Origin of the sequence: Streptomyces sp. NPDC096012, from assembly GCF_040426375.1 — a bacterium.
In the GTDB taxonomy this organism is placed as follows: Bacteria; Actinomycetota; Actinomycetes; order Streptomycetales; family Streptomycetaceae; genus Streptomyces.
The window spans coordinates 79301-105844 of record NZ_JBEOTD010000011.1 but is presented as its reverse complement, the minus strand read 5'-3'; the positions used below and the strand labels follow the sequence as shown (position 1 = coordinate 105844).

22 protein-coding genes and 3 pseudogenes are annotated in these 26544 nt (G+C 70.5%); 14 read left to right on the top strand and 11 right to left on the bottom strand.

Annotated features, from left to right (window positions below; genetic code table 11):
* Positions 1 to 146: 146 nt before the first annotated feature.
* From ABVB68_RS14190 to ABVB68_RS14180, 3 genes and pseudogenes are all read right to left on the bottom strand, one after another.
* Positions 147 to 899 carry a hypothetical protein gene (locus tag ABVB68_RS14190; protein ID WP_353601328.1) on the bottom strand — a complete coding sequence of 251 codons (753 nt, stop codon included), beginning with the start codon at positions 897 to 899 and terminating at the stop codon, positions 147 to 149.
* A 474-nt stretch (positions 900 to 1373) separates the two neighbouring features.
* A pseudogene (locus tag ABVB68_RS14185) lies at positions 1374 to 1965 on the bottom strand (sigma-70 family RNA polymerase sigma factor).
* A gap of 273 nt (positions 1966 to 2238) precedes the next feature.
* A complete protein-coding gene (locus tag ABVB68_RS14180; protein WP_353601327.1) occupies positions 2239 to 2652 on the bottom strand; it encodes a DUF4190 domain-containing protein in 414 nt (137 codons plus the stop codon).
* Between the two features lie 759 nt (positions 2653 to 3411).
* Between ABVB68_RS14180 and ABVB68_RS14175 the strand changes: the two genes are divergently transcribed.
* From ABVB68_RS14175 to ABVB68_RS14165, 3 genes are all read left to right on the top strand, one after another.
* Positions 3412 to 4482: an adenosine deaminase gene (locus ABVB68_RS14175; protein ID WP_503006107.1), complete on the top strand. Its 1071-nt coding sequence runs from the start codon at positions 3412 to 3414 to the stop codon at positions 4480 to 4482.
* A 76-nt stretch (positions 4483 to 4558) separates the two neighbouring features.
* Complete coding sequence (locus tag ABVB68_RS14170; RefSeq protein WP_353601326.1) at positions 4559 to 5287, top strand: glycerophosphodiester phosphodiesterase; 729 nt, start codon at positions 4559 to 4561, stop codon at positions 5285 to 5287.
* 163 nt (positions 5288 to 5450) lie between these two features.
* Positions 5451 to 6500: a PucR family transcriptional regulator gene (locus tag ABVB68_RS14165; protein ID WP_353601325.1), complete on the top strand. Its 1050-nt coding sequence runs from the start codon at positions 5451 to 5453 to the stop codon at positions 6498 to 6500.
* 62 nt (positions 6501 to 6562) lie between these two features.
* Here the strand turns inward: ABVB68_RS14165 and ABVB68_RS14160 are convergent, their stop codons facing one another.
* Both ABVB68_RS14160 and ABVB68_RS14155 read right to left on the bottom strand, forming a co-directional pair.
* Positions 6563 to 7756: an extracellular solute-binding protein gene (locus ABVB68_RS14160; RefSeq protein WP_353601324.1), complete on the bottom strand. Its 1194-nt coding sequence runs from the start codon at positions 7754 to 7756 to the stop codon at positions 6563 to 6565.
* A gap of 201 nt (positions 7757 to 7957) precedes the next feature.
* Positions 7958 to 9397, bottom strand: coding sequence for a gamma-aminobutyraldehyde dehydrogenase (locus ABVB68_RS14155; protein ID WP_353601323.1), 1440 nt, complete (start codon positions 9395 to 9397; stop codon positions 7958 to 7960).
* A gap of 206 nt (positions 9398 to 9603) precedes the next feature.
* Between ABVB68_RS14155 and ABVB68_RS14150 the strand changes: the two genes are divergently transcribed.
* The 7 genes and pseudogenes from ABVB68_RS14150 to ABVB68_RS14120 all read left to right on the top strand — a co-directional run bounded on the left by ABVB68_RS14150 (position 9604) and on the right by ABVB68_RS14120 (position 15785).
* The gene (locus ABVB68_RS14150; RefSeq protein ID WP_353601322.1) at positions 9604 to 10122 is read left to right on the top strand and encodes an Lrp/AsnC family transcriptional regulator; all 519 of its coding nucleotides are present in this window, start codon (positions 9604 to 9606) and stop codon (positions 10120 to 10122) included.
* On the top strand, positions 10107 to 11489 hold the full coding sequence (locus ABVB68_RS14145) for an aspartate aminotransferase family protein (protein ID WP_353601321.1): 1383 nt from the start codon (positions 10107 to 10109) through the stop codon (positions 11487 to 11489). The genes ABVB68_RS14150 and ABVB68_RS14145 overlap by 16 nt, the downstream gene beginning before the upstream one ends.
* A gap of 190 nt (positions 11490 to 11679) precedes the next feature.
* Positions 11680 to 12420 (top strand): ABC transporter ATP-binding protein, encoded by a 741-nt coding sequence (locus tag ABVB68_RS14140; protein ID WP_353601320.1) that lies wholly within the window; start codon positions 11680 to 11682, stop codon positions 12418 to 12420.
* Entirely contained in the window at positions 12402 to 14021 is a 1620-nt protein-coding gene (locus ABVB68_RS14135) for a hypothetical protein (RefSeq protein ID WP_353601319.1), read from the top strand. The genes ABVB68_RS14140 and ABVB68_RS14135 overlap by 19 nt, the downstream gene beginning before the upstream one ends.
* Before the next feature lie 110 nt (positions 14022 to 14131).
* Complete coding sequence (locus ABVB68_RS14130; protein WP_353601318.1) at positions 14132 to 14539, top strand: VOC family protein; 408 nt, start codon at positions 14132 to 14134, stop codon at positions 14537 to 14539.
* A 29-nt stretch (positions 14540 to 14568) separates the two neighbouring features.
* Positions 14569 to 14936, top strand: a pseudogene (locus ABVB68_RS14125) (hypothetical protein); the annotation flags it as partial.
* A gap of 159 nt (positions 14937 to 15095) precedes the next feature.
* Positions 15096 to 15785, top strand: coding sequence for an LAETG motif-containing sortase-dependent surface protein (locus ABVB68_RS14120; RefSeq protein ID WP_353601317.1), 690 nt, complete (start codon positions 15096 to 15098; stop codon positions 15783 to 15785).
* A gap of 236 nt (positions 15786 to 16021) precedes the next feature.
* Here the strand turns inward: ABVB68_RS14120 and ABVB68_RS14115 are convergent, their stop codons facing one another.
* From ABVB68_RS14115 to rlmN, 5 genes are all read right to left on the bottom strand, one after another.
* Positions 16022 to 16819 carry a maleylpyruvate isomerase family mycothiol-dependent enzyme gene (locus ABVB68_RS14115; RefSeq protein WP_353601316.1) on the bottom strand — a complete coding sequence of 266 codons (798 nt, stop codon included), beginning with the start codon at positions 16817 to 16819 and terminating at the stop codon, positions 16022 to 16024.
* 23 nt (positions 16820 to 16842) lie between these two features.
* Positions 16843 to 17862: an ABC transporter ATP-binding protein gene (locus ABVB68_RS14110; protein WP_353601315.1), complete on the bottom strand. Its 1020-nt coding sequence runs from the start codon at positions 17860 to 17862 to the stop codon at positions 16843 to 16845.
* The gene (locus ABVB68_RS14105) at positions 17862 to 19463 is read right to left on the bottom strand and encodes an ABC transporter permease (protein WP_353601314.1); all 1602 of its coding nucleotides are present in this window, start codon (positions 19461 to 19463) and stop codon (positions 17862 to 17864) included. Before ABVB68_RS14105 ends, ABVB68_RS14110 begins: the two co-directional genes overlap by 1 nt.
* Positions 19464 to 19510: 47 nt before the next feature.
* On the bottom strand, positions 19511 to 20593 hold the full coding sequence (locus ABVB68_RS14100; RefSeq protein ID WP_353601313.1) for a thiamine ABC transporter substrate-binding protein: 1083 nt from the start codon (positions 20591 to 20593) through the stop codon (positions 19511 to 19513).
* Positions 20594 to 20804: 211 nt separating this feature from the next.
* Positions 20805 to 21911, bottom strand: a complete 1107-nt coding sequence (rlmN, locus tag ABVB68_RS14095; RefSeq protein WP_353601312.1) for a dual-specificity RNA methyltransferase RlmN — start codon at positions 21909 to 21911, stop codon at positions 20805 to 20807.
* A gap of 428 nt (positions 21912 to 22339) precedes the next feature.
* Between rlmN and ABVB68_RS14090 the strand changes: the two genes are divergently transcribed.
* Complete coding sequence (locus tag ABVB68_RS14090) at positions 22340 to 23086, top strand: hypothetical protein (RefSeq protein ID WP_353601311.1); 747 nt, start codon at positions 22340 to 22342, stop codon at positions 23084 to 23086.
* 606 nt (positions 23087 to 23692) lie between these two features.
* Here ABVB68_RS14090 and ABVB68_RS14085 read toward each other — a convergent pair.
* Positions 23693 to 24301, bottom strand: a pseudogene (locus ABVB68_RS14085) (leucine zipper domain-containing protein); the annotation flags it as partial.
* 768 nt (positions 24302 to 25069) lie between these two features.
* On the opposite strand from ABVB68_RS14085, the gene ABVB68_RS14080 reads away from it, so the two are divergent.
* The 3 genes from ABVB68_RS14080 to ABVB68_RS14070 are packed head-to-tail and all read left to right on the top strand — an operon-like array spanning position 25070 to position 26533.
* Positions 25070 to 25570: a type II toxin-antitoxin system RelE/ParE family toxin gene (locus tag ABVB68_RS14080; protein ID WP_353601387.1), complete on the top strand. Its 501-nt coding sequence runs from the start codon at positions 25070 to 25072 to the stop codon at positions 25568 to 25570.
* 14 nt (positions 25571 to 25584) lie between these two features.
* Entirely contained in the window at positions 25585 to 26043 is a 459-nt protein-coding gene (locus ABVB68_RS14075; protein WP_353601310.1) for a helix-turn-helix domain-containing protein, read from the top strand.
* A 1-nt stretch (position 26044) separates the two neighbouring features.
* Positions 26045 to 26533, top strand: coding sequence for a protein-export chaperone SecB (locus tag ABVB68_RS14070; RefSeq protein WP_353601309.1), 489 nt, complete (start codon positions 26045 to 26047; stop codon positions 26531 to 26533).
* Positions 26534 to 26544 lie beyond the last annotated feature (11 nt).

Below are 26544 nucleotides of genomic sequence, written 5' to 3'. Positions count from 1 at the left end.
CGTGGCGAAAGCACTTCCGGCCGCGGGGAGGGCCCCGCGCCGACCTACGGCCCGACCGGGCGTGTCGTGAACGTCGATCCGGCACGGGAGTGTTGAGGTACGGCGAGCCGAGGGCGGGGGCCTCGGCCTGGCCGGGTGTGCCGTCCTCAGTTGTGCCGGGCTCCGGCCAAGGCGGTGAGGACGCGTCGGGTCTTGCTCTCGGGGTGCTCGGAGGGTGTCACCCCGCGGTCGCGCACCGCGTCCTCCAGCTTCCGCTGCCTGCGCTCGGCGCGGGCGGCGAACTCCCCCGCTTTCTCATGGTCCTTGGGTTTCACGCGCATCGAGGCCTCCAGGAACTTCAGGCCGGCGACCGACCACACCTCCAGATCCACATCCAGGTCGCCCAGCGGAACGTCGTCGGCCTTGGTCGAGAGGATCGGCCCCAGCGCGACGAGCCGGTCCAGCCGGACGGGACGGGCGCAGGCGTGCAGGAACTGGTCCTGCACGGAGTCGATCGACGCGGCGGGGTCCGCGCCGGCCTCCACCGCGCCCGCCAGCGTCCCCGCCGGGTGTACGTGCACCAGGGAGGCGGCCAGCACACGGTTCTCCCCGGACCAGTCCTGCTCGATCCGGTAGGTGAACGGCACCAGCTCGAAGGCCTCGAGGAACTGTCCGACCAGCTGATCCCGTGTACACGGACGCAACTTGACGGTCAGGTCGTCCGTCCCGTCACCGCTTCTGAAGCGCACGATCACCCCGCCGTCGAGGAGCGGTGCCCGTCCCTCCACGACGCCGTCCCGGTCCTCCGCGAACCAGATGCGGCGCATCGTCGGCGCACCACGAGTCCCGCCCAGGGCCGACAGCGCCATCGCCACGTCGTCCTCGATGTCGACCTTGATCTCCACCGGCAACAGGCCCATCACGTCGCTCCCGCCTACCAAGGGGTTGGAGCAGGAAGGTGGTGTCGAGCAGCATCGTCGTCCGACGAGGGCGCGACGAGCGCGTTCGACACCGCGTGAGACCGGCGACGTCTCCAATACGCCCGCTTCCAGGCTATCCGCCCCGACCTCCAGCCGCACTCCCGAGGCGACCGGGTCCACGCGGCCGGGGACCCGGTACGGGACCCCGGCACGACTCCGCCCTGCCAGGGACTGATGCCGAGTCACCCACGTACCGCGGGTTCAGCTGCCGCCGGGCCGGTATCGCAGCAGTAGCAGCCGGGGCGGAAGCCGGGGGCCCCGAGATACTGTCAACTCCGCTTAGTGGCCTACGACTTGCTCTGGCCTCGGAAGGTTCGGCGTCATGCGCACGCCACGGGTTCCCGGCGGCACCGCCCGGTCCGAGGACCGTGCCGCCGGGAAGGCGCTCGGTGACGCTCAGGGCGCCGGACGGCGTCAGGCGGCGAGGGTGCTCGCCGTGTCGGCCTGCCGCAGCAGCCGTTCGAGGGCCTCGTGCGCCCGGGACACCCGGGAGCGGACCGTGCCTACAGGACAGCCGAGGAGCCCGGCCGTCTCCTCGTACGACAGCCCGGCCACCCGGGTCAGCAGGAACGCCTCCCGGCGTTCGCCGGGCAGGGCCTCCAGGAGGTCGAGCAGGGCGATGCCGCCGTCGAAGCCCGGCAGGCCGCAGGGCTGGGCGCCCTCCACCGCCGTCTGCCAGTCGACGTCGTCCGCGATCCTGTGGCGGACCGCGGCGCTCCGCAGGCTGCCGGCGACCGCGCGGCGCTCGATCGACAGCAGCCAGGTACGGGCCCAGGCCCGTCCTTCGTAACGGTGCAGGCTGCCGAACGCCCGCGCGAAGGTGTCCTGGGTCAGGTCGTGGGCGGTGCGGGGATCGCCGCTGAGGTGGGTGACGTAGCGCAGCACATCGGCGTGCAGGGCGCGGGACGAAGTGGTCGGCCGCCTCGGGGTCATCGCCGCGGGCGGCCAGCGCCCAGGCGGTCGCCGACGCGTCCACGGCGGCACGGTCCGCCCGTGCGACGGGCATGACAGAGACCCTTAGCCCTCGGGGAGTCTTCGGCGGACGGCCTGAGGGGCCTTCGAAGCTTGAGGGGGGCGGCCTGACCAGGGGTCGGGCTTGAGCGGGGCGGCCTGAGCAGGCGCCGGGAACTCAGGGGGGTCCCGGCCGCGGCGGGCGTCGATTTTGCCGGCCCGGGGCTGTCTCCTTGGGGGATGGCGGGGCCGGGCCACTGTTGCTCACCCCGCGAGCCTGCGACGGCGGGCGCGTCTGTGCGGGCGCCGGACGCGCCGCGGGTTCGTCTCAGGTGGCGAAGGCGATCGCGAAGGCGAACAGGCCGAGCACCAGGACGATGCCGGCGACTCCGCAGATGAGCCCGGCCAGGGCCACGCCCGGGTTGGTGGCCTCGCCCCGGCGGGCCCTTCCTCTGCCGATCGCGCCGAAGATGATCGCCAGGATGCCGAGGATCAGCGCTACCGGCCACAGCAGGAAGCCGATCGACGCCAGGATGCCGAGCACCAGGGAAGCCGTTCCCAGGCCGTCGCTCGGGGCCGGTTGCACACCGGGCCAGCCGTAGCCCGCGTAGCCGTTCGGCGCCGGGTACGGGGCGCCGTACACCGGCTGTGGCTGCCCCGGGTAGCCGTAGGCCGGCGACCCGCCCGGGTATCCGTACGGCACCTGTCCCGGGCCGTCGGGCGCGATGGGCGGCGGCGGCACGGGCTCCGCTCCCCCGTGCGGCCCCGGCACCGGCGGGGCGAACGGATTGCCGGAGGCTGCCGGGGCAGGCGGGGCGTAGGGGTTCGCGGACGCGACCTGCGGGACGTAGGGGTTCGCGGACGGGGCCGGCGGGGCGAAGGGGTTCGCCGGGGACGAGGAAACCGGGGACGGGGGAACCGGGGGTGCGAAGGGGCCGGCCGGAGGCGGAGGCGTCGGGGGCGTGGCGGAGGCGGCGGGGCCGGCCCACGGCGCGGACGGGGTCCCGGCGGGCGCGGGCGGCATCCCGTCCGGCGCGGGTGCGGGCGGGGCCGTCGGCAGTGAGATCAGCGTCCGCTGGTCGTGGAAGGAGTCGTAGCCCCCGGCCGGGACCGGTCCCCGACCCGAGGCCGCGTCGGCAGCGGGGGTCGCCGCACCCTTGTCCAGGGACACCGGGGACGACGCCTGCCCGTCGGCCTCCCGAGGCGACGTCTGCCCCTCGGCCTCCCCAGGCGACGTCTGCCCCTCGGCCTCCCCAGGCGACGTCTGCCCGCCGGTGGTCCGGGGTGGCATCGGCCCGTCACCGGCGGTCTGCTCCGGTGATATGGACTGCGGCGCCTCGTCGGACATGCTGGAAGACCCCTCTGCTGGACGTTCCGTCATGCTACGGGCAGCCCATGGCCGTGCGGGCCCGGGCCTACGATGATCCCGCGTCACCGATCAGCCGATCACCGCGCCCGGACCGGACCCCGTTCCGCGGGCGCCCGTCCAGGGGAGGACCCCATGTCCGACAGCAGCTCCGTCCCGGCCACCGGTACGGCCGACCGCGATCTGCGGACCTTCATCGCCGGGCTGCCGAAGGCCGAACTGCACGTCCACCACGTCGGCTCCGCCTCCCCCCGCATCGTCTCGGAACTGGCCGCCCGGCACCCCGACTCCAAGGTGCCCACCGACCCCGAGGCCCTGGCCGACTACTTCACCTTCACCGACTTCGCGCACTTCATCGACGTGTACCTGTCGGTCGTGGACCTCATCCGCACCCCGGAGGACGTCCGGCTGCTGACCTACGAGGTGGCCCGCGACCTGGCCCGCCAGCAGGTGCGCTACGCCGAGCTGACCATCACCCCCTTCTCCTCCACCCGGCGCGGCATCGAGGAGACGGAGTTCATGGCCGCGATCGAGGACGCCCGCAAGGCGGCCGAGGCCGAGTTCGGGACCGTACTGCGCTGGTGCTTCGACATTCCGGGCGAGGCGGGGCTGGAGTCCGCGCAGGAGACCGCGCGGCTGGCCACCGACGACCGGATCCGCCCGGAGGGCCTGGTGTCGTTCGGGCTCGGCGGACCCGAGATCGGTGTGCCCCGGCCGCAGTTCAAGCCGTACTTCGACCGGGCCATCGCCGCCGGCCTGCACTCCGTTCCGCACGCCGGTGAGACGACCGGGCCGGAGACGGTGTGGGACGCGCTGAAGGAACTGCGGGCCGAGCGCATCGGCCACGGCACCAGCTCCGCGCGCGACCCCGAGCTGCTCGCCCACCTCGCCGAGCACCGCATCCCGCTGGAGGTCTGCCCGACCTCCAACATCGCCACCCGCGCGGTCCGCACGCTGGACGAGCACCCCATCAAGGAGTTCACGCGCGCGGGCGTGCTGGTCACGATCAACTCGGACGACCCGCCGATGTTCGGCACCGACCTGAACAACGAGTACGCGGTGGCCGCCCGCCTGCTCGATCTCGACGAGCGCGGGCTCGCCGACCTCGCCAGGAACGCCGTCGAGGCGTCGTTCCTGGACGCGCTGGGCAAGGCGCGGATCATGGCCGAGATCGACACCTACACCGCGGACTGGCTCGCCGGCTGAGGCCCGCTCGTCGCCCGGCCGCCCCTTCGGACGCCTCGCGGCACCGCGGTGCCCGCGCCACGGCCACAATGGGGCCATGCAGACCGTGACCGCCGTGGCCCACCGCGGCGACCCCTACCGCTTCCGCGAGAACACGATCGACTCGCTGCGTTCCGCGCTCGACCAGGGCGCGGACGCGGTCGAGGTCGACGTACGGCTCACCCGTGACGGCGTCCCCGTGCTGCTGCACGACGAGACGCTGGCGCGGTTGTGGGAGGTCGACCGGCCACTGCGCGCGCTGTCCGCCGAGGAGGTGCGCCGGCTCACGGCGGGCGGTGTGCCGACGCTCGCGGAGGCGATGGCGGCGACCGGGGACAGCAGGGTGATGGTGGACCTCTGCGGGCGGGTCGACCGCCGGCTCGTGGAACGGGTCATGGACGCGGTCCGGCACAGCGGGGCCCGGGAGCGCGTCTACTACTGCGCGGGAGCCGAGGCCATGCTCGCCGTCCGGGCCGCCGATCCGGCCGCCGAGATCGCCCTGACCTGGACGACCCTGGCACCGCCCCGGCCCGCGCTGCTGGCCGCGGTCCGCCCGCGCTGGCTCAACTACCGCTTCTCCCTGGTCACCCGGGACCTGGCGGCCCACGTCCGGCGCGCCGGCCACCTGCTGTCGGTGTGGACCCCGGACACCCGCCGCTCCATGCGCCGCCTGCTGGACCTGGGCGTCGACTCGATCACGACGAACCGCGTCGACGTCCTCCACGCCCTGCGCCCCCAAGGCACCCCCCGGCTTCTGCCGGACTCCGGCGGACGCGCGACCACCTGAGCGCCCGCCCCGTCCCTCAAGCCGCGGGAACCGGGACGGCCGGGAGCCGCCGAACGCCTCCCCCGCCGACCCGCGTTGCCGGTTTCCGGCAACGCTGACTACCCTCCGTTCACCAAAGGCCGTCAAGGACACGTCAACGGCAGGGCGGAAAGAGGGGGACTCGATGACGGAGTCGGAGACGGCCGAACACCTGCGCGGGTACACACGGATACTGGCCGACGTCTCCGCCACCGGGCGCCGGCTCACCCGCGGGGAACTGGACGAGCGCCGCGCGCTCGGGAAGCGGGCCGCCGAGGCCGGGCACAGCCTGCGCGAACTCGTGCGGCTGCATCTGTCCGCCACCCGGACGTGCTGGCCGGAGGGCACCAGGGCCGCCGCCGTCGGCGGCATGCTGGCCGCGGTGGAGCAGGCGATCGACGCCTTCGCCGAGGGGTACGAGCGGGCGCAGTACCTGGCGGTACGTCAGGAGGAGGCCGCACGGCGGGAGTTCGTCGACGATCTGCTGTACGGCCGCAGCGACCTGGGCCGGCTCGCCGAGCGGGCCGAGCGGTTCGGTCTCGTCCTGTCCCGCGCGCACGCGGTCGCGGTGGCCGAGGGGCCGGAGGCGTACGACGACACCGCCCCGGTCACCCGCCGGGTGGAGACCGCCCTGATCACACGGTTCGGCGACCGGCGCGTTCTGCTCGCGACGAAGAACGGGCGGCTGATCTGCATCGCGCCCGGCGACCAGGAGGAGGTCCTGGCCTACTTCGCCGGGCAGGCGAACGGCAGCCGTGTGGCCATCGGGCGCCCGCAGCCCGGTGCGGGCGGCGTGGTCCACTCGTACGAGGAGGCACTGAGCACCCTGGAGCTGGCCGATCGGCTGAATCTGCGGGAACCGGTGGTGCGGGCGGCCGACCTGCTCGTGTATCCGGTCCTCATGCGTGACCGGCAGGCCATGGCCGACCTCGTCGTCGACGCGCTGGGGCCGCTGCGAGCCGCGCGGGGCGGTGCCGAGCCGCTGCTGTGGACGCTGGAGGCGTACTTCGCGTCGGGGTGCACCGCGGCCGAGGCGGCACGCCGGCTCGCGCTCAGCGTCCGCGCGCTCACCTACCGGCTGGAGCGCATCCACCAGTTGACCGGAAGCAACCCGGCGGACCCCGTGCACCGCTACACGCTCCAGACCGCCGTCATCGGGGCGAGGCTCCTGGGGTGGCCGACCGAGGAGATCTGACGCCACGGTGCCGAACGCACGGAGTACCGAGGGTGGTTCGGCCGACGTCGGCCGGCCGCCCCTCACAGCCCCGCGATGCCGTTCCAGCGCTTTGCGAACTCCAGCCGTTCCGTGGTCGTGATGTCCCGGGCGATCGCGAGGCGGCCGCGCATGACGGCGTCCGGGAAGATCAGGGGGTTGTCGGCGAGGGCCGCGGTGTCCTTGTCGTGGTCGGCGGCCAGGATCTCGCGTGCCGCGGGGACCGGGCAGACGTAGTTGACCCAGGCGGCGAGCTTCGCCGCGACCTCGGGCTCGTAGTAGTAGTCGATCAGGCGCTCGGCGTTGGCCTTGTGGCGCGCCCGGTCGGGGATCATCAGGGAGTCCGACCACAGCTCGGCGCCCTCCTCGGGGACGACGAAGTGGATGTCGGGGTTGTCCGCCTGGAGCTGGATGACGTCGCCGGAGTAGGCCTGGCAGGCGAGAACATCGCCGCTGACCAGGTCCTTGGTGTAGTCGTTGCCGGTGAACCGGCGGATCTGGCCGCGGTGGACCTCGCGTTCCACCTGGTCGCAGACCCGGTGGAAGTCGTCGGCGGTCCACCGGGTGATGTCCACCCCGTTGCCCTGCATCAGCAACGCGAAGGACTCGTCCAGGCCGGACAGGAGCGTCACCCGGCCCTTCAGGTCGCTCGCCCAGAGGTCCCTCACGTGCCGGATCTCGCGGCCGAGCTTCCTGCGGTTGTAGGCGATGCCCGTGATGCCCGACTGGTAGGGCACGGTGTACCGGCGGCCCTCGTCGAAGGCGGGTGAACGCAGCAGCGGGTCGAGGTACTTCGCCACGTTCGGCTGGCCGGCCCGGTCCATCCGCTGCACCCAGCCCAGCCGCACGAACCGGGCGCACATCCAGTCGCTGATGACGATCAGGTCGCGGCCGGTCGACTGGTGGTTCATGAGCGCCGGGCTGATCTTGCCGAAGAACTCGTCGTTGTCGTTGATCTCCTCGACGTAGTCGACCGATATCCCGGTGCGCTTCCCGAACGCCCCCAGCGTGGGCCGCTTGTCGGGGTCGTCGTCGGCGGTGTCGATGTACAGCGGCCAGTTCGCCCAGGTCAGCTTCTTGTCGGCCGCGGAGGCGTCGGTCACGGCCCGGTCGGCCGGCGCGACGTAGGCGGCGGGGACCCCGCAGCCGGCCAGCGCACCGAGCGCGGCGGTGCCGCCGAGTGCGCGCAGGAGGGAACGGCGGGACGGCACGGGGGTACGAGAGGAAGTCCGGGGCACCCCGGCAGCATGCCGCCCCGGCGCTCGAACGGGCAATCGACGCTGCGTCGAGCAAGCCCGGGCCTCCCGGACACCCTGTCGATCAGCGCCCCGCCGACCGGCCGGGCCCGGGAACGGCGAGGGCCCCGGGCGGGGAGGTGATCCCGTCCGGGGCCGATCGTGTCCCGCCGCGTGCGCCGACTCCCCGAAGGGCGCCGGGTGTTACTCGCCGAGCGAGGTCATCACGTGCTTGATGCGCGTGTAGTCCTCGAAGCCGTACGCCGACAGGTCCTTGCCGTAGCCGGACTTCTTGAAGCCGCCGTGCGGCATCTCGGCGACCAGCGGGATGTGGGTGTTGATCCACACGCAGCCGAAGTCGAGCTTCTTGGACATGCGCATCGCGCGGGCGTGGTCCTTGGTCCACACCGAGGAGGCGAGGGCGTACTCGACGCCGTTGGCCCACTCGACGGCCTGGTTCTCGTCCGAGAAGGACTGCACGGTGATGACCGGGCCGAAGACCTCGTTCTGGATGATCTCGTCGTCCTGCTTGAGGCCGGAGACGACGGTCGGGGCGTAGAAGTAGCCCTTGTCGCCGACCCGCTCGCCGCCGGTCTCGACCTTGGCGTGCGCCGGCAGGCGGTCGATGAAGCCGGAGACCTGCTTGAGCTGGTTCGGGTTGTTCAGCGGGCCGAAGAGGACGTCCTCGTCGTCCGGCTGACCCGTCTTCGTCTCGGAGGCGGCCTTGGCGAGCGCGGCCACGAACTCGTCGTGGATGGACTCCTGGACGAGGACGCGGGTCGCGGCCGTACAGTCCTGGCCGGCGTTGAAGAAGCCGGCGACGGAGATGTCCTCGACGGCCTTGGCGATGTCGGTGTCCTCGAAGACGACGACCGGGGCCTTGCCGCCCAGCTCCAGGTGGACCCGCTTGACGTCCTTGGAGGCGGACTCGGCGACCGAGATGCCCGCGCGGACGGACCCGGTGATGGAGGCCATCGCCGGGGTCGGGTGCTCGACCATGGCGCGGCCGGTGTCACGGTCGCCGCAGATGACGTTGAAGACGCCCTTGGGCAGGACCGAGCCGATGATGTCGGCGATCAGGACCGTGGAGGCCGGGGTGGTGTCGGACGGCTTCAGCACGACCGTGTTGCCGGCCGCGATGGCGGGGGCGAACTTCCACACGGCCATCATCATCGGGTAGTTCCAGGGCGCGACCTGGGCACAGACGCCGACCGGCTCGCGGCGGATGATCGAGGTCAGCCCCTCCATGTACTCGCCGGCCGAGCGGCCCTCGAGCAGCCGGGCCGCGCCCGCGAAGAAGCGGATCTGGTCGACCATCGGCGGGATCTCCTCGGTGCGGGTGAGCCCGACCGGCTTGCCCGTGTTCTCCACCTCGGCCGCGATCAGTTCCTCGGCGCGCTCCTCGAAGGCGTCCGCGATCTTCAGCAGGGCCTTCTGCCGCTCGGCGGGCGTCGTGTCGCGCCAGGCCGGGAAGGCGCGCGCGGCGGCCTCCATGGCGGCGTCGACGTCCGCCTGTCCGGACAGCGGCGCGGTCGCGTACGCCTCGCCGGTCGCGGGGTTGACCACCTCGGTGGTCCGTCCGTCGGCGGCGTCCCGGAACTCACCGTCGATGTAGTTGCGCAGACGACGCAGCTCGGTGCTCACTGCCGGCCTCCTGATCTGGTTCGAGGGTTCGAGCGGCTCAGCCGGTGCAGCCCGCTCCGGCTGTCCAGTCGCTGAGACACCCCACCATAATCGCCGTACCGACGTTTTCAACACCCCCACCCCCCGCGCTTCTGCGAAATCCGCACAGTGGGGGGTGCTAGACAACGAATTTCATCGCTCAGGCCTTGCGAAACTATCGAGACGTCGTGCAGAGTGAGGTCGTGGCCAGTCGAAGCGCAGACCAGAGGGACTTGTCCCGCGAGTCCAGGAGCGGCACCCCTACCTTGGATGCCGTCTCCCTCGCCATCATTCAGCAGCTCCAGGAGGACGGCCGCCGGCCGTACGCCGCGATCGGCAAGGCCGTCGGCCTGTCCGAGGCGGCCGTGCGGCAGCGCGTCCAGAAGCTGCTGGACCAGGGCGTGATGCAGATCGTCGCCGTCACGGACCCACTCACCGTGGGCTTCCGCCGGCAGGCGATGGTCGGGATCAACGTCGAGGGCGACGTCGAGTCCATCGCGGACGCGCTGACCGGCATGTCGGAAGTCGAGTACGTGGTGATGGCCGCGGGCTCGTTCGACATCCTCGCCGAGATCGTCTGCGAGGACGACGACCACCTGCTGGACGTCATCAACAAACGCATCCGGGCGCTGCCCGGCGTGCGCTCCACCGAGAGCTTCGTCTACCTCAAGCTCAAGAAGCAGACCTACATGTGGGGAACCCGATAACCGTGACCTCAAAGGACCTCAGCAAGACCGCGTACGACCACCTGTGGATGCACTTCACCCGCATGTCCTCGTACGAGAACTCCCCCGTCCCGACCATCGTCCGGGGCGAGGGCACCTACATCTACGACGACAAGGGCAAGCGCTACCTCGACGGTCTCGCCGGTCTGTTCGTGGTCCAGGCCGGTCACGGCCGCACGGAGCTCGCCGAGACCGCCTTCAAGCAGGCCCAGGAGCTGGCCTTCTTCCCGGTGTGGTCCTACGCCCACCCCAAGGCCGTCGAGCTGGCCGAGCGCCTCGCGGACTACGCGCCGGGCGACCTGAACAAGGTGTTCTTCACCACCGGTGGCGGCGAGGCCGTGGAGACCGCCTGGAAGCTCGCCAAGCAGTACTTCAAGCTGCAGGGCAAGCCGACCAAGTACAAGGTCATCTCCCGCGCGGTGGCCTACCACGGCACCCCGCAGGGCGCCCTGTCCATCACCGGCCTGCCGGCCCTGAAGGCCCCCTTCGAGCCGCTCGTCCCGGGCGCGCACAAGGTGCCGAACACCAACATCTACCGCGCCCCGCTCTTCGGCGACGACCCGGAGGCCTTCGGCCGCTGGGCCGCCGACCAGATCGAGCAGCAGATCCTCTTCGAGGGCCCCGAGACGGTCGCGGCCGTGTTCCTGGAGCCGGTGCAGAACGCCGGTGGCTGCTTCCCGCCGCCGCCCGGCTACTTCCAGCGGGTCCGCGAGATCTGCGACCAGTACGACGTGCTGCTCGTCTCGGACGAGGTCATCTGCGCCTTCGGCCGCCTGGGCACGATGTTCGCCTGCGACAAGTTCGGCTACGTCCCGGACATGATCACCTGCGCCAAGGGCATGACCTCGGGCTACTCCCCGATCGGCGCCTGCATCATCTCCGACCGGCTCGCCGAGCCGTTCTACAAGGGCGACAACACCTTCCTGCACGGCTACACCTTCGGCGGCCACCCGGTCTCCGCCGCGGTGGGAGTGGCCAACCTCGACCTGTTCGAGCGCGAGGGCATCAACCAGCACGTGCTGGACAACGAGGGCGCCTTCCTGAAGACCCTGCAGAAGCTGCACGACCTGCCGATCGTCGGTGACGTCCGCGGCAACGGCTTCTTCTACGGCATCGAACTGGTGAAGGACAAGGCCACCAAGGAGTCGTTCAACGAGGAGGAGACCGAGCGCGTCCTGTACGGCTTCCTCTCCAAGGCGCTGTTCGACAACGGCCTGTACTGCCGTGCCGACGACCGCGGCGACCCGGTCATCCAGCTCGCCCCGCCGCTGATCTCCAACCAGGAGACCTTCGACGAGATCGAGCAGATCCTGCGCGCCACCCTCACGGAGGCGTGGACGAAACTCTGATCATCTGACTGGATGATCGATCCCGGCCCCGGTGCCCTCCGTTCGAGTGAGAACGGCGGCCCGGGGCCGTGTGCTGTCCGGCCGCACCGCCCCGGCTGCCTAGCGTTCCAGTGACCGATCGGCCCAGCCTTCGTTCCCCCAGACGGGGGAACGAGCACGGGAAAACGGATCAGAACCGAGGTGTACGCCCATGGAGGCTCCGCCGGACAACGACGTGCTCTGGGCACGCTCCCTGCACTTCACGCACCCCGACGGCTCCCCCGGACTCACCGGGGTCTCGCTCGGCGTGCGGGAAAGCGAGATCCTCGCCGTCGGCGGCCCGCGCGGCAGCGGCAAGACCACGCTGCTGCGCTGCCTGTCGGGGCAGGTACCGGTGCGGCACGGCGAGGTCTGGTTCAACAGCGCGCCCATGCACACCCTGGGACCGGCGGGCCGGGAGCGGCTGCGCCGGGACCGCTTCGGGTGGATCGACCCCGAGCCGGTCCTGATCCCTGAGCTGAACGTCTGGGAGAACACCGCGCTCCCGCTGATGCTGCGCGGCACCGGCCGCCGCCGGGCCAAGGTGGCCGCGCTGGAGTGGCTGGAGCGCCTGGACGTCGGCGACAAGTCGCGCAGGCGCCCGCACGAACTGCAGCACGCCGAGCGCCAGCGCGTCGCGATCGCCCGCGCGCTCGCCCCCGCGCCCACGGTCCTCTTCGCCGACGAGCCGACGGCCCCGCTGCACCGCGCCGACCGCGCGCACGTCCTGCGCACGCTCACCGCGGCGGCCCGCTCGCACGGCATCACCGTGGTCCTCGCCACGCACGACTCCGACACCGCCGCCCTCGCCGACCGCACGGTGAGCCTGCTGGACGGTCGGCGCGTGAACACCGTGCACCTGCCGGAGGCCCTCGAAGCGGAAGGCCGGGCCGCGTGCTCGCTCTCCGTCTGACCCGCGCCGCCCGGCCCGCCGTCCAGCTGCGCCGCCTGCTGGTGGCGGCGGCCTCGGCGGGCACCGGGTTCCTCCTGCTGTCCTGCCTCGGCTACGCCCTGAACCACCCCAAGGCCGCGGACGCCGCCGCGCTGCGACTGGCCTGGTGCGCGGTGCCGCTGGCCGCCACCGTGTACTTCGCGCTCGCGGTCGCCCGCACCGACCCCGGCACCCGGCCGCGCACCGGGCTGTCCGCCGTCGGCCTCGGCCCGGCCCGTCTGATGGTGATCTCGGCCCTGACCACGGCGCTGTCCTGCCTCCTCGGCTCGATGCTGGCCCTGCTGGTCTTCCTGCACCTGCGTGGCGACCTGACGGGCATGCCGTTCGACGGGGCGGCGGCGGACTTCCTGGCCGCGGACCAGCCCCTCCCCGTCCCGGCCACCCTCACCCTGCTCGCCCTGCCCCCGGCGATCACCTCGGCGGCGGTGGCCCTCGCCCTGCGCCCCACCGACCCCCGCCCGGCCGTGCCGGGCTCGCGCAGGTTCGGCCGCTTCGGGGCGTACGGCCACGCGGCCGCGCGCGAGACGTTCGGGGCGTACGCGAGGTTCGGCGCACGACGCGGCGACCGGCCGGCCGGCAAGGCCGTCACCGGTGCCCCGGGCACGGAAGCCGGGGACGGCACGGACCCCGGGCGGCGCGACCGCCGGGCCGCGGCCGGCCGCGCCGCCGCGGCCACCGCCCCGGAGACGCCCGGCTCGACGGCGGCCGCCGTGCCGGGGACGGACCGCTCGGCGGCGGCCGTCCCAGAGGTGACCGTCCCAGAGGCGTCCGTTCCGGCGGCGTCCGTTCCGGCGGCGTCCGTTCCGGCGGCGGCTCCGGCTCCGGAGGCGGACGGCACTCAGCCTGCGCCGGCCGCCGCGACCGTTCCCGGGCCGTCGGCCCCGCACACCGACGCCACCGCCCCGGCGCCCGTTCCCGCCTCCGCACCGGCACCGGCACCGGCACCGGCACCGGCACCGGCGGATCGCGCTCCCGGTGGTCTTCCCTGGGGCATCGCCCTCCTCGCCGCGGGGCTCGCCGTGCCGGCGTACGCGAACCGCTCCGGCTCCACCCCCTCCCTGACCAGCCTCCCCGGCGGGGCCGTCGCCGTACTGATCGGCTGGGTGCTCACCGCCGCCGGGCTCGTCCTCGCCGCTCCCGGCCTCACCGAGCTGTGCGGGCGGCTGCTGCAGTCGGCGCGTCCGGGCGCGCTCCGGCTGCTCGCGGGCCGGGTCCTCATGACGGAGGCCGGCCGGATCGGCCGCCCCCTCGGCGTGGTCTGCGCGGTGGCGTCCGCCGGCTACGCCCTGGCCACCCTGTACGACCACTCCGCGCGTGCCGCCGGTCCGCTGACCGCCCTCGGCGCCCTCGTCGTCGCCGGCTGCACGGTCGCGACCCTGCTCACCGCGGCCGTCGAGGCCCGGCAGTCCCGCGCCGACACCATCGCGGCACTGCTCCGCCTCGGCGCGCCGGCCGCGATGCTGCGCGGTGCCGCCGCCCTGCGCGCGGCCGCCCTGCTGACCGTGTTCGGCCCGCTCACCCTGGTGATCGCCACGCTCGCGGCGCTGCCGCTGGCGCGCTGAGCGATCCGACACGAAAAGACCTTCGACCGCCGATGAGTTCGGCGGGGGCCGCCGGTCTACCCACCGACCGCGAAACAGCGCGGGAGAAACACCCGACGGAAGAGGCCCCCATGTACCAGCAGATGATCTTCGTGAACCTGCCCGTGAACGACCTCGACGCCTCGAAGAGGTTCTTCACGGAACTCGGCTTCACGATCAACCCGCAGTTCAGCGACGAGAAGGCGGCGTCGGTGGTGATCAGCGACACCATCTTCGCGATGCTGCTCACCAAGCCGTTCTACGCCACCTTCACCAAGAAGGAGATCGCCGACGCGACGACGACGAGCGAGGTGCTCGTGTGTCTGAGCGCCGAGAGCCGGGAGAAGGTCGACGAGCTGGTCGGCAGGGCACTCGCGGCCGGCGGCACGGAGAGCGGCGAGCCCCAGGACCACGGCTTCATGTACGGTCGCGCCTTCGACGACCTGGACGGCCACACCTGGGAGATCATGTGGATGGATCCGGCCGCGGTCCAGGGCTGACCTTCCGCGTCGGACCTCCGTGCCGGTGCTTCCCGCGGACCGAGGCCGACGGTGGCGTGTTCGCCTCGATGCCCAGGGCGATCCACGACGACGCCGTCTCCGACCCGCTGGACGAACTCCTCGCCGGCGCCCGGGTGCTGGGCGCCATGGGCGGCCACGCGACGGCGCGCGGGACGGCCGCCAACGCGGGTGCCGCCCGGCCGGGCGGCGAACTTACTACGGGTCAGGCGGCGAGCCGACGCCGATGGGGCGCGTGGAGGAGGCGTACCGGACGCGGGAGTTGCCGGCCTGGCCGCTGTCGCGGTCGCCGGCGCGGGGCCGGTCGACGGAGTCCCGTATCGCCCTCGTTGACCGGATCGAGCAGGCCCAGGACGCCATCAAACGTCTCGGCGGTTAATAAGACGGCAAAGCCAACGGGTGTGGACGGCATATTCATTGACACTGCTGACGGAGCGCTTATAAACCTGTGAGCCTCTTGGGGGTGCTGGGACCTCACCTCGCCACGCGTCCCAAATCCCCCGCAGCCCCCCGCAGTTATGCTCTGTAAAGGACAAACGTGTCCATAACTCGTCTTAGCGCACGCCGTTCCGTGCGTATCCTGGGTGTCGCCTCCGCTTCGGCCGCGGTGGTGCTGGGCCTCTCCAGCTCCGCCCTCGCGTGCGACATCCGCGACTTCAAGGCCGAGGCGAAGTGCGACGGTGACAAGGGCGTCATCGTCGTGACCGACGTCGACGCCACCCGCGTCCCCGCCACCGTCAGCGTCTTCCTCGAAGGCAGCGGTGGCGTCGAGACGAAGGTGGGCGACCAGCGGGTCAAGGGTTCCAAGGGGGGTACGGCGGTCACCTTCCCGGAGGACTGGAAGCCGAACGCCACCTACCGCGTCCACGTCACGGCGGGCAAGTTCGTCGACGAGGACGTCAAGCCCGACCTGTTGACCCCTTCCACCGCCTGCAAGACGGAGGACAGCCAGTCCCCGACGCCGCCGCCCTCCACGAAGCCCGCGCCGTCCGCGTCGGCCCCGGCCGACTCGGCGAGCCCGACGCCGTCGGCCTCCGAGTCCAGCTCCGCCCCGGCGAGCGCGCCGAGCAACGCGCCGTCCCCGGCCGTCGGTGACTCCAACCTCGCCGAGACCGGCGCCAACTCCAACACCGGCCTCATCGTCGGCGTCGCGGCCGCCCTGGTCGTCGTCGGCGGCGGCGCGGTCTTCCTCGGCATGCGCCGCCGTGGCGCCCGCAACGACGGCTGACCGCTCCCTTCCGGTACCGCCCCGCGGCCCGTCCCCCCGTCCCCGGGGGACGGGCCGCAGTCGTTGTCCAGGAGCTTCCGGGGGGCCGGAGGGGCCCGCCCGCGCGCTCCTTCGGGGTCTGCCCGCGCGTTCCTGCGGGGCCCGCCCGGGCGCGAGGGGGCCGGAGGGGCCCGCCTTGGCGCTCCTTCGCCCTGGCGCTCCTTCGGGGCCCGCCCGGGCGCGGTCGCGGGGTGCCGTCAGCCGAAACTGGTGCGCTGCAGCCAGAACTCCAGCAGCTCGCGCTCGCCCAGGATCTCCAGGCCGGGAGTGTCCAGCGGCAGCCGGCGGTAGATGGCGAGCAGGACGGAGGTGAGCGGCCCGCGCAGGGCCACGGTCGCCTTCTCGTGCCCCCGCCGCCAGCTGACCCCCTCCTCGCCCAGCTCGACGAGCCACTCGGCGTTCAGGGCCGGCTCGGCGTCGGTGGCGTGCAGGTGGATGCTGCGCCCCGGGCCGCGCAGCTCCTTCGCCGCCTCGTGCGGTGCGTTGCGCTGCACCCACTCGACGAGCTCGAGCCACTCGTCCAGCGCGTCGGCGGCGATGTCGGGCGCCACCTCGTAGGGCAGCCCCACGGTGAGCGCGGCGTCCGCGCGGTGAACCGTGATCTCGTGGGCCATCCGGCGGGCCCAGAAACCGGAGCTGGCCATGCCGGTCCACGACCACACCTTGGTGTCCGGGCCGGCCTCGCGCAGGGCGCCGACCACCAGGTCGCCGGCTTCTGCCAGCCAGGCGTCCAGCGCCGCCGCGTCGCCCTCGACTTCCGGCCCCCCGCGGAACGGCACCTGTTCGCGCGCCATCGCCTCCTGCGCCCGGGCGCGCACCAGGGCGGCCGCCCAGCGCAGGGCGCCGCCCATGTGGCGCACCAGCCGTTCGAGCGACCAGTCCGGGCAGGTCGGCACGGTGGCGGACAGATCGGCGCCGGAGGTCACCAGAGCGCGAAACTGCCCGACCTGGTAGGCGATTTCATCGCAGTACCGGTCATGTGCGAGCGAAGTCATGGCCTCAGCCTAGGGGCGGGTGATCAATCGAGCACGACGATTTCCGCCACGTCGAACTCCACGCCGACCGTCTCTCCGGCCTCCGGTGCGTCGCGGAGCGCGCAGGCCGCCTCCAGCGGTGGACCGTCCTGCGGCCGGAGGCGGACGGCCACGTGGGTGCCCCGGAACGTCCGGGCGGTCACCGTGCAGGACAGGCCCGCGTCGTCCGGCACGAGCCGCACCCCGGCGGGCCGCACGAGCAGGGTGCGGCTGCCCTGCGCCGAGCCGTCGGGCACCGGCAGCTTGCCCCAGGGGGTGTCGGCGACCGTACCGGCGACGGTCGCCGGGACCACGTTGTCGAAGCCGAGGAAGCGGGCCACGAAGGCGTCGGCGGGCCGCTGCCAGACCTCCAGGGGCGTCCCGGACTGCGCGATCCGCCCGTCCCGCATCACCACCACCCGGTCGGCCAGCGCGAACGCCTCACCCTGGTCGTGGGTCACGGCGAGCACGGTCGTACCCAGCCGGCCGAACAGCTCACGCAGCTCGACCACCAGCCGTTCGCGCAGTGAGCGGTCGAGCTGGCCGAGCGGCTCGTCCAGCATGAGCAGCCGGGGCCGGGGGGCGAGCGCCCGGGCGAGGGCGACGCGCTGCTGCTCACCACCGGACAGGCCGGCCACGGCCCGCCGGGCGGCCCCGGGCAGCCCGACCAGCTCCAGCAACTGGCCCACCCGGGTGTCCCGTTCACCCTTGGCGACTTTGTGCATGCGCAGCCCGAAGGCCACGTTGGCGCCGACGTCGTGCTGCGGGAAGAGCTGGTGGTCCTGGAACATCAGCCCGACACCGCGCCTGTGCGCGGGCGTGCCCGCCTGGTCGCGGCCGTCGAGCAGCAGCCGCCCGGAGTCCAGCCGCTGCAGCCCGGCGACGGCCCGCAGGAGGGTCGACTTGCCGCTGCCGCTCGGCCCGAGCACACACACCACCTCGTGCTCGGCGACGTCGAGGCCGACCGCGTCGAGCACCGCCCGCCCGCCGAAGCGCACGGTCGCGGCATCGAGGCTCAGCAGCATCAGAACTCCCCTGTCCGGTCGGTGCGCAGCCGCTCCAGGACGAGCAGCGCGACCGCGCACACCAGCATCAGAATCGTCGAAAGGGCCATCGCCTGGCCGTAGTTGAGGTCCCCGGGGCGGCTCAGCAGGCGGGCCACGGCGACCGGCAGCGTCGGGTTGTCGGGCCGGGCGATGAACACGGTCGCCCCGAACTCACCGAGCGAGACGGCGAACGCGAACCCGGCCGCGACGAGCAACGCCCGCCGCACCAGCGGCAGATCCACCTCCCGCCACACCCGCCACGGTGAGGCGCCGAGCACGGCCGCCGCCTCCCGGAGCCGGCCGTCCACCGCGCGCAGCACGGGCAGCATGGTCCGTACGACGAAGGGCGCGCCCACCAGTGCCTGGGCGAGCGGCACCAGGATCCAGGACTGGCGCAGGTCCAGCGGTGGCCTGTCGAGTGCGATCAGGAAGCCGAAGCCGACGGTGACCGCGGACACGCCGAGCGGCAGCATCAGCAGCGCGTCGAAGCCCCGCACCAGCCGCCCGGCGTCCCGTCGGGCCAGCGCGGCGGCGGCGAGACCTCCGATCAGCACGGCGATGGCGGTGGCGGCGACGGCGTACTCCAGCGAGGTCCACACCGCGTGCACGGGCGCCACCAGGAAGGTGCCGCCGTCGGTCTCGGTCAGCGCCCGGTAGTAGCCGAGGCCGGGTGCGTCGAGGGAGCGCCGGACGAGGACGGCGAGCGGCAGCACCAGGAGCAGCGCGACGGTGGCGAGGACCCCGGCGAGCAGCGCCCACTGGCCGGGCCCGCGCGGGCGGCGGGCGGTCAGCTTCGGGTCGACCAGCCTGAGGGCGCTCTCCCGCCGCCGTACGGTCCAGGCGTGCACGGCGAGGATCGCGCCGACGGCGGCGAACTGGACGAGGGTGAGGACGGCGGCCGTGGGCAGGTCGAGGACCTCGGAGGTCTGCCGGTAGATCTCCACTTCGAGGGTGGAGAAGGTGGGGCCGCCGAGGATCTGCACGACGCCGAAGGAGGTGAAGGTGAAGAGGAAGACCATCAGCGCGGCGGCGGCCACCGCGGGCGCGAGTGCGGGCAGGGTGACCTTCCGCCAGGCGGCGAGCGGCGAGGCGCCCAGCATCCGGGCGGCCTCCCCCTGCCGGGGATCGAGCTGGGCCCAGAGCCCGCCGACCGTGCGGACGACGACGGCGAAGTTGAAGAAGACGTGGGCCAGCAGGATCGCCCACACCGTGGTGTCCAGCCGTACCCCGCACAGCTCGTCCAGCAGCCCGCCCCGCCCGACCAGTGCCAGGAAGGCGCTGCCGGCGACGACGGTCGGCAGCACGAACGGGACGGTGACGACAGCCCGCAGCAACTGCTTGCCGGGGAAGTCGAAGCGGGCGAAGACGTGGGCGGCGGGCAGGGCGAGCAGCAGGGTGAGCGCGGTGGAGGCGAGCGCCTGCCAGGTGGTGAACCACAGCACGTGCCGGATGTCCGGCTGCGCGACCACGTCCGCGATCCGCCCGAACCGCCAGGTGCCGTCCGTCCTCAGGCCGCGCGCGACGATCGCGGCCACCGGCCAGGCGAAGAACAGCGCGAAGAACGCGACGGGCAGGGCCATGAGCCCGAGCCGCGCCGCGCTCGCGCGCCTGCTCCGCCCGCGGGCGGTCACTTCAGTACGAGTGACGTCCACGTCTTGACCCACTGGTCGCGGTCGGCGGCGATCTTGCCGGGGGCCAGGGTCTCGGGGTGCTCGGCGGCCGGCCCGTACTCGGTGAACTCGGGGGGCACCGCGGCGCCCCGCACCACCGGGTAGACGTACATGTTGAGCGGCATGTCCTCCTGGAACTCCTTGGAGATCAGGAAGTCGACGAACGCCTTGGCGCCCTTGGGGTTCCGGGCGTTGCTGAGCACGCCGGCGAACTCGGTCTGCCGGAAGCAGGTGCCCGTCGCCACACCGGTCGGGGCGGTGCCGGGCCGCTTCTTGGCGTAGACCACCTCGGCGGGCGGAGAGGAGGCGTACGACACCACGAGCGGCCGGTCGCCGCCCGCCTTCCGGCCCTGGGAGGAGCCGGAGAACTCCTGGTAGTAGGCCTGGTCCCAGCCGTCGACGACCTTGACGCCGTTGGCCTTCAGCTTCTTCCAGTAGTCCGGCCAGCCCTTGTCGCCGTAGCTCGCGGCGCTGCCGAGCAGGAAGCCGAGCCCGGGCGAGGAGGTGGCCGCGTTCTCGGTGACGAGGAGGTTCTTGTACCGCGGTTCGGCGAGGTCGGCGAAGGTCTGCGGCGGGGTCACCTTGTGCTCGGCGAACCAGGCCTTGTCGTAGTTGACGCAGATGTCGCCGTAGTCGACGGGCGTGACCCGGTGCCTGTCCTTGTCGAGCTGGTAGGCGGCGCCGACCCGGTCGAGCCCCTTGGCCGTGTACGGCTGGAAGAGGCCGTTGTCCAGGGCGCGCGAGAGCAGGGTGTTGTCGACGCCGAAGAAGGCGTCGCCCTGCGGGTTGTCCTTGGTCAGGATGGCCTTGTTGACCGCCTGCCCGGCGTCGCCGTCCTCGAGGAACCTGACGTGGTAGCCGGACCGCTTCTCGAAGTCCGCGAGCACGTTCTTGGAGGCGGACCACGAGTTGTGGCTGACCACGGTCACGGTCCTGGAGTCGGTGGCCGGCTTCCCGCCGGTGGAACCGCACCCGGTCAGAGCGGGCAGGGCGAACAGGCCGAGGCCGGCCGCCACGGCCGTGAGGGTCTTGTGGTGCACTGGATGTCCTCCTGGGGTTGGCCAGGAAGAGACGCGGCCCCGCCCGGCCGCCACGAGGGCTCCCGGGCAGGGCGCAACAGCTTGAGTGATGACCGAACTCCCTACCCAGAATGACCTGGGCGAGGTTCAGAGGGTCTGCGGCCCGGTCGCCGCACTCTCAGCGCTGTGGCGCTCCCCTGTCGGAATATGAAGATGTGTGGACGCGGTCAGATTACCGCTCGGTGGCCGCGAGCTGACCACACGCCCCGTCGATCTCCTGACCGCGGGTGTCCCGGACCGTGACGGGCACACCGTGCGCGGCGATGGCCTCGACGAAGGCCTTCTCGTCCTCGGGCCGCGACGCGGTCCACTTGGACCCCGGCGTCGGGTTGAGCGGGATGAGGTTGACGTGCACGGGCCTGCCCTTGAGCATCCGGCCGAGCCGGTCACCGCGCCATGCCTGGTCGTTGATGTCCCGGATCAGCGCGTACTCGATGGACAGCCGGCGGCCCGAGCGCTCCGCGTACTCGAACCCGGCGTCCAGCACCTCACGCACCTTCCAGCGCGTGTTGACGGGGACGAGGGTGTCGCGCAGTTCGTCGTCGGGGGCGTGCAGGGAGATGGCGAGGCGGCACTTGAAGCCCTCGTCGGAGAACCGGTGGATGGCCGGCACCAGCCCGACGGTGGAGACGGTGATCCCGCGCTGCGAGAGGCCGAGTCCGTCCGGGGCGGGGTCGGTGAGCGCCCGGATGGCGGTGACCACCCGCTTGTAGTTGGCGAGCGGCTCGCCCATCCCCATGAAGACGATGTTGGACAGGCGCGCCGGACCCCCGGGCACCTCGCCGTCGCGCAGCGCCCGCATCCCGTCGACGATCTGGTGGACGATCTCGGCGGTGGACAGGTTCCGGTCCAGTCCGGCCTGGCCGGTCGCGCAGAACGGGCAGTTCATGCCGCATCCGGCCTGCGAGCTGATGCACATGGTGACCCGGTCCGGGTACCGCATCAGGACGGACTCCACGAGGGTGCCGTCGAACAGCCGCCACAGCGTCTTGCGCGTGGTGCCCTGGTCGGTCGACAGATGCCGGACGACGGTCATCAGCTCCGGCAGCAGCGCATCGCGCAGCTTGCCGCGCGCCCCGGCGGGGATGTCGGTCCACTGCTCGGGGTCGTGCGCGTAGCGCGCGAAGTAGTGCTGCGAGAGCTGCTTGGCACGGAACGGCTTCTCACCGATCTCGGCCACCGCGTCCTTGCGCTCGGCGGGCGTGAGGTCGGCGAGGTGCCGCGGCGGCTTCTTGGCTCCGCGCGGGGCGACGAAAGTGAGTTCTCCGGGCTTAGGCATGGCGTTACCAGTGTCGCAGATCCAATCGGGTGACCTGGGGCCGTCGCTCGCTACGACTGTGGTTAGCAGGCGTCACCGGTCGCCGTTGGGTGGCCTCGGACGGCCCAGGGACGGCCCAGCGGGGATCACTCGTCGGCTGCCAGCCACTCATCGAGCTGAACTGTGACCTGACGGTTGGAGGCGACCTCCCGGAGGACTTCCCCGCTGACGAAGGTTCCGAGAGCTGGGAGGCCCATCCCCACCGACATGGCCGTGAGCTGCGACGGTTGCCGCCCAGCTCCCGCGCAAACTCCGTCACCGGAATTTCAGAGGCCAGCGGGCCACGCGCACTGTTCCATGCATGGTTCGCGGCATGCCACGTGGGAGAGAACCCCTGTGGAGAAGGTCCGCTAACTGGGGGGAACATGCCTGGTCCTAGGTTTTCGATCATGGCGCGTACCGCTATACGCAGCTTGGATCTCTATGTAACCGTAGTAGCGGCGGCTACATTCGGCGTTCTGGGCCTAGTGGGGAACGTCTCGCAGGGGGTGGTAACCTCAGGGATTCTCGCAATCCTGGCTCTTGTGGCCATATCTCTTTTGCGGTTGCGTTCGCAGGGCGAAAAGATCAATCTGTCTCTGGGTGAAATCAAAGCCCGGCCGAGTGCAGATCGCTTCTTCTCAGAGGTTGACGACAGGGATGAGATCAGGGAGATGATCTCATCATCGCGAGAAGTATGGCTTCACGGCTGGACACTCGGAATACATCTTGTCTCATACACGGATGAGATCAGGAGAGCTGTCACCAAAGGTCTACATATCAAAATTCTCGTGATTGAACCGCATAGCAGTGCCATGGCTATCGCGGCAAGCGAGGCAGAGAATCATAGTGCAGACGAACTTAGCTCCAACTTGGAGGCCAACCTGAGAAGTCTGGCTGCACCGATTCAAGAAACTATAGCTGGAAAATTGGAGATCAAGACCCTCAGTTACGTTCCCCACAACACGGTAATTACTTCCGACCCGTCGGCCAAACTTGGAAAAATCGTCATGCGAATATCGACTTTCCGGGCGGATCATTGGCAGCGGCCAACCTTTACAGTCACTCGGCAGAACGATCCCGGGTGGTACGACTTCTTCAAGACACAGCTTGATAGGAAGTGGGAATCAGGGCGCCTGTATGCGTCACTTCCGTAGAGTGGAGTCACAAGCCGGTCCACTGATCAAGAGTCCCGCGCCCCAGCGAGGCTGACGAAGCCCGCGGCTCCGACCAGTTCAGATGCTGTGGGCTTCTGTCGTTGTTGGTCCACGTCGTGCGACCACGCACGGCCCGGAGACGGCCCAGACTGCGCGCGAGTCCCGCTTTACCAGCCCTTGCCGAACAGGGGTCGCAGGGGGTCTGCTACGCCTGATGTGACGGCGAGTATGCCACCCAGGCTGGCCAGTGGCGGTCGCGTTCTGAAACAGCTCCTGTCGGAGTCGTGCCCATCGGGCACTCCAGAACAGCATCTTCAAGCTTCTGCCACTTGTGCTGGCGGAGGTGGCGGCCCATGAGGGCGCCAGAACTGTTGTTTCGGCACGAACCACCACGTCCCTCGGCTCCGCACCAGACGGGCACGTTGAAGAAGAAGTAGGAGGCGCCGACCCCAGACAGGACAAGGAGCACGACCGACCCGAAGTCGAAGGTCAGCCAGCCCGCAAGGAGCACAGCAAAGACAACCCAGCCCCAGTACTTCCCGAATCCCCTCATGCGCGCCGATGATCCACTCGCACTTTGGGCCGGGGGACGGCGCGGCAGGGCGCACGTTCGATGCGGGTGATGCCCTGTCGGGCGAAGAACGCGGCAGCGCGGATGAGGACGGCAGCGCAGGTGACACCCTTCTCAGCCGGGAGGATTTCGGCGTAAGCCAGGCGAGAGTGGTCGTCCACCACGGCGTGCACATATTCGTTGCCGATGCCGCGTTCGCGGACGTTCTCGCTGCGGTCGTGGGCCCGCCAGCCACCGCCGTCGCGGATCCTGCCGAGCTTCTTGACGTCCACGTGCACCAGCCCGCCGGGGCGGGCGTACTCATAGCGCTCGATGCTGGTGCACACCGCGCGGATCACCTGTCCGGTCAGCGGGTCACACGCCGCCAGGCCGGGACGTGGTGGCGGCGCAGGATCCAGGTCACTGTGCGGGCCGGGACACCGGTGGTCTCGCTGATCTGCTCGGGTCCCCGTCACAGGCGACGGCGGGCGTCAAAGACGCGCTCTTCGACCTCGGCGGCCGTGCGGCGGGAGGCAGGTGTGCGGGCGGCTGGAGCGGTCGTGCAGCCCTGGCTGGCCAGACCTCGCTGCGGTAGCAGTTGACCCAGCGGTGAGCGCATTGCCGGGAGACGCCGAGTTCCTGGCAACATGTGCGACCGGACGCCGGCTCCCGGCCAAGTACAGCCACCTGGTGCGACGGTTCGCAGGCGTCCGCGCCTGATCGACGTTGTGCGTCGACGATGTCACGCAATGAAACACTCGCTCGGGGCCCGACGCGAGGACCCCGCGACGGCTATCTCCACTACGCCCGGAGGTCCACCCATGATCAACAACCGACAGGCGTGTCACCAACCGCTCTCGGAGGAAGAGCGCAGGAGCAGGCTCGAACGCGAAGTGCCCAGCGAGAGCACGATAGGGGACTTCTGCGCATCTGTGAGCGCATCGAACTCGTAGGCCTCGAGCAAGCGGCAGAGGTCACAGCTCCCGCCGTTCTTGCTTCCACCGGCCTGATATGCGCAACCGTCGCCGGACTGCTGTCGACCTGGTTCGACTGCCCCAGTCGCTGCACAACCACAACTGATCACCGAGGGCGCTCGTGCGCGACCACCGTATTAGGAGCGTTCCCCAACCGGTCGGGCTAGGGCCCCCTCGTGCACCGGTGCCGCGCGCGACTGCTGGATGTCGCCGCCCTCCGCTGGCGTTGATGCACTCGTGGATGTCAGAACGCTGCGACCACATGCCAGGCAGCAGGTGCGCCGTTGCCTGCGACGCCGACCCGGAATGAGCCATTCCGAGGATGTTGACGTAAACACCTGAGGCAAGGGTCCTCGGAAGCACAGTACTGGGGCCTGACGGACGCCTGATCTAACCGTCACCCATCCGGAGCATTTTCACCGTACGTACAGGAAAAACAACCGTACGTAGCTTGCGGCCATCGGTCCTAGCCGATACTCTCGAAACAGTCAACCAAGACCCTTCCGTGGAGGTAACTCACAGCTACACTTCCCTTACGCAACCAAGGGGCGGGGAGTCGCGCGCAGTGCGCAGCGCCTCCGTGGCTGGAGTGCGTCTGCGGGAGGGGGCAGTCTGACCAGTCGACGATGGCGGTTCTATAAGACCCGTAACGACAAAGATGTTGTTCGAGAGGATCTTAAGAGCCTTGGGGTGGGGGCCCGTGCGGCTATCCTTGAAGCGATGAAGCGTGTCGTGAGGCAAGAGCACATGCCTTACGAACAGGAATCGGTGGGCAACGGCATCTTCGCCGTCCGCGTTTTCTTTGCTGACTGCACTTACCGACTTCTCTACTCGCCGGTCGGGAGTCGTGATCAAGTGCTTCTTGCCCTTCATGTCATCAATAAGAAGGACAGGAAGCTTCCCAAGGTAGCGAAAGATCTGGCGATCGAGAGACTGAAGGACTGGACAGCACGCGACTAGACTCAAGGGGTGTCATGAACCGAGACGAGCTGGATGACCTCGATGAGCTGATCGGGGAGGAACTGGCGCATCCCGAGTTCGAGGCTGCCTTCGAAGATGCGCGTAGCCGCAGTTCACTACTTCGCCGAATGGTCGCCCGGCGTAAGGCGCGGAAAATCAGTCAGGCCGCCGTGGCTGAGCGCATGGAGACCACTCAGTCTGCGGTTTCCGAGCTTGAATCAGGTGGTACGGACCCGCGCCTGTCGACCATGCAGCGCTACGCCAGGGCGATAGGTTGCCGGCTGGACGTTCGACTCAAAGATGACGGAGGCGATTGGCGTTTCAGCAATGCGTACGCAGTGGGAGCCGTCCGGCGCGAGCGGAGCAGTGTCCATGCTGCTTGGTCTACGGATGGTGCGGATGCCGCTTTCAGCGGAAGTTCTTCCTGGTCTTCTGCTGTGTATGCACTGCGCCGCGAGGGTGTGAATCGCTGAAATGCAGACGCCTGCCGAATACACAGAATCGCTGCGCCTTGCTTCGGTGTTGCACGAATCTGCCTATCTGCAGGGAATCCGATTGAACTCCCTTGAGGCGAAGGTACTCGATCGGAAACCTGACCCACCTTACAGCGTGGTTACGGAACTGCGTCCAAGCGTTTCGGTTGGGGCCAAATCCATCACTTTTGCAGTGCAATATGAAGTGAAGGCTCTAGCGGACGAGGACGAGGTTTTCCGCATCGCATGTGAGTTCCAAGCTGGATACGAACACGACTTGGACAACGTAACGGAAGACATGGCGTCTACTTACGGGGATGTGATTGTTCTCGCGACGCTGCATCCCTATGTTCGCGAACTTGTACACCGAGTAAGCTCGGATCTTGGCTTCCCAGGCCTTTTCTTGGACAACCTAGACAGTAAAGATTTGTTTCGGTTGCTAAGTGAGGAAAAGATCAAAAAGCGCAATGACGAACACGGCGCTGTCTGATCCCCCAATCG

What these genes read in the sequence shown, in the direction of transcription:
- ABVB68_RS14190 (WP_353601328.1), bottom strand. Translation starts at nt 899, where the DNA reads ATGGGCCTGTTGCCGGTGGAGATCAAGGTCGACATCGAGGACGACGTG.
- ABVB68_RS14175 (WP_503006107.1), top strand. Translation starts at nt 3,412, where the DNA reads ATGTCCGACAGCAGCTCCGTCCCGGCCACCGGTACGGCCGACCGCGAT.
- ABVB68_RS14170 (WP_353601326.1), top strand. Translation starts at nt 4,559, where the DNA reads ATGCAGACCGTGACCGCCGTGGCCCACCGCGGCGACCCCTACCGCTTC.
- ABVB68_RS14165 (WP_353601325.1), top strand. Translation starts at nt 5,451, where the DNA reads ATGACGGAGTCGGAGACGGCCGAACACCTGCGCGGGTACACACGGATA.
- ABVB68_RS14140 (WP_353601320.1), top strand. Translation starts at nt 11,680, where the DNA reads ATGGAGGCTCCGCCGGACAACGACGTGCTCTGGGCACGCTCCCTGCAC.
- ABVB68_RS14130 (WP_353601318.1), top strand. Translation starts at nt 14,132, where the DNA reads ATGTACCAGCAGATGATCTTCGTGAACCTGCCCGTGAACGACCTCGAC.
- ABVB68_RS14115 (WP_353601316.1), bottom strand. Translation starts at nt 16,819, where the DNA reads ATGACTTCGCTCGCACATGACCGGTACTGCGATGAAATCGCCTACCAG.
- ABVB68_RS14110 (WP_353601315.1), bottom strand. Translation starts at nt 17,862, where the DNA reads ATGCTGCTGAGCCTCGATGCCGCGACCGTGCGCTTCGGCGGGCGGGCG.
- ABVB68_RS14105 (WP_353601314.1), bottom strand. Translation starts at nt 19,463, where the DNA reads ATGGCCCTGCCCGTCGCGTTCTTCGCGCTGTTCTTCGCCTGGCCGGTG.
- rlmN (WP_353601312.1), bottom strand. Translation starts at nt 21,911, where the DNA reads ATGCCTAAGCCCGGAGAACTCACTTTCGTCGCCCCGCGCGGAGCCAAG.
- ABVB68_RS14090 (WP_353601311.1), top strand. Translation starts at nt 22,340, where the DNA reads ATGGCGCGTACCGCTATACGCAGCTTGGATCTCTATGTAACCGTAGTA.
- ABVB68_RS14075 (WP_353601310.1), top strand. Translation starts at nt 25,585, where the DNA reads ATGAACCGAGACGAGCTGGATGACCTCGATGAGCTGATCGGGGAGGAA.
- ABVB68_RS14070 (WP_353601309.1), top strand. Translation starts at nt 26,045, where the DNA reads ATGCAGACGCCTGCCGAATACACAGAATCGCTGCGCCTTGCTTCGGTG.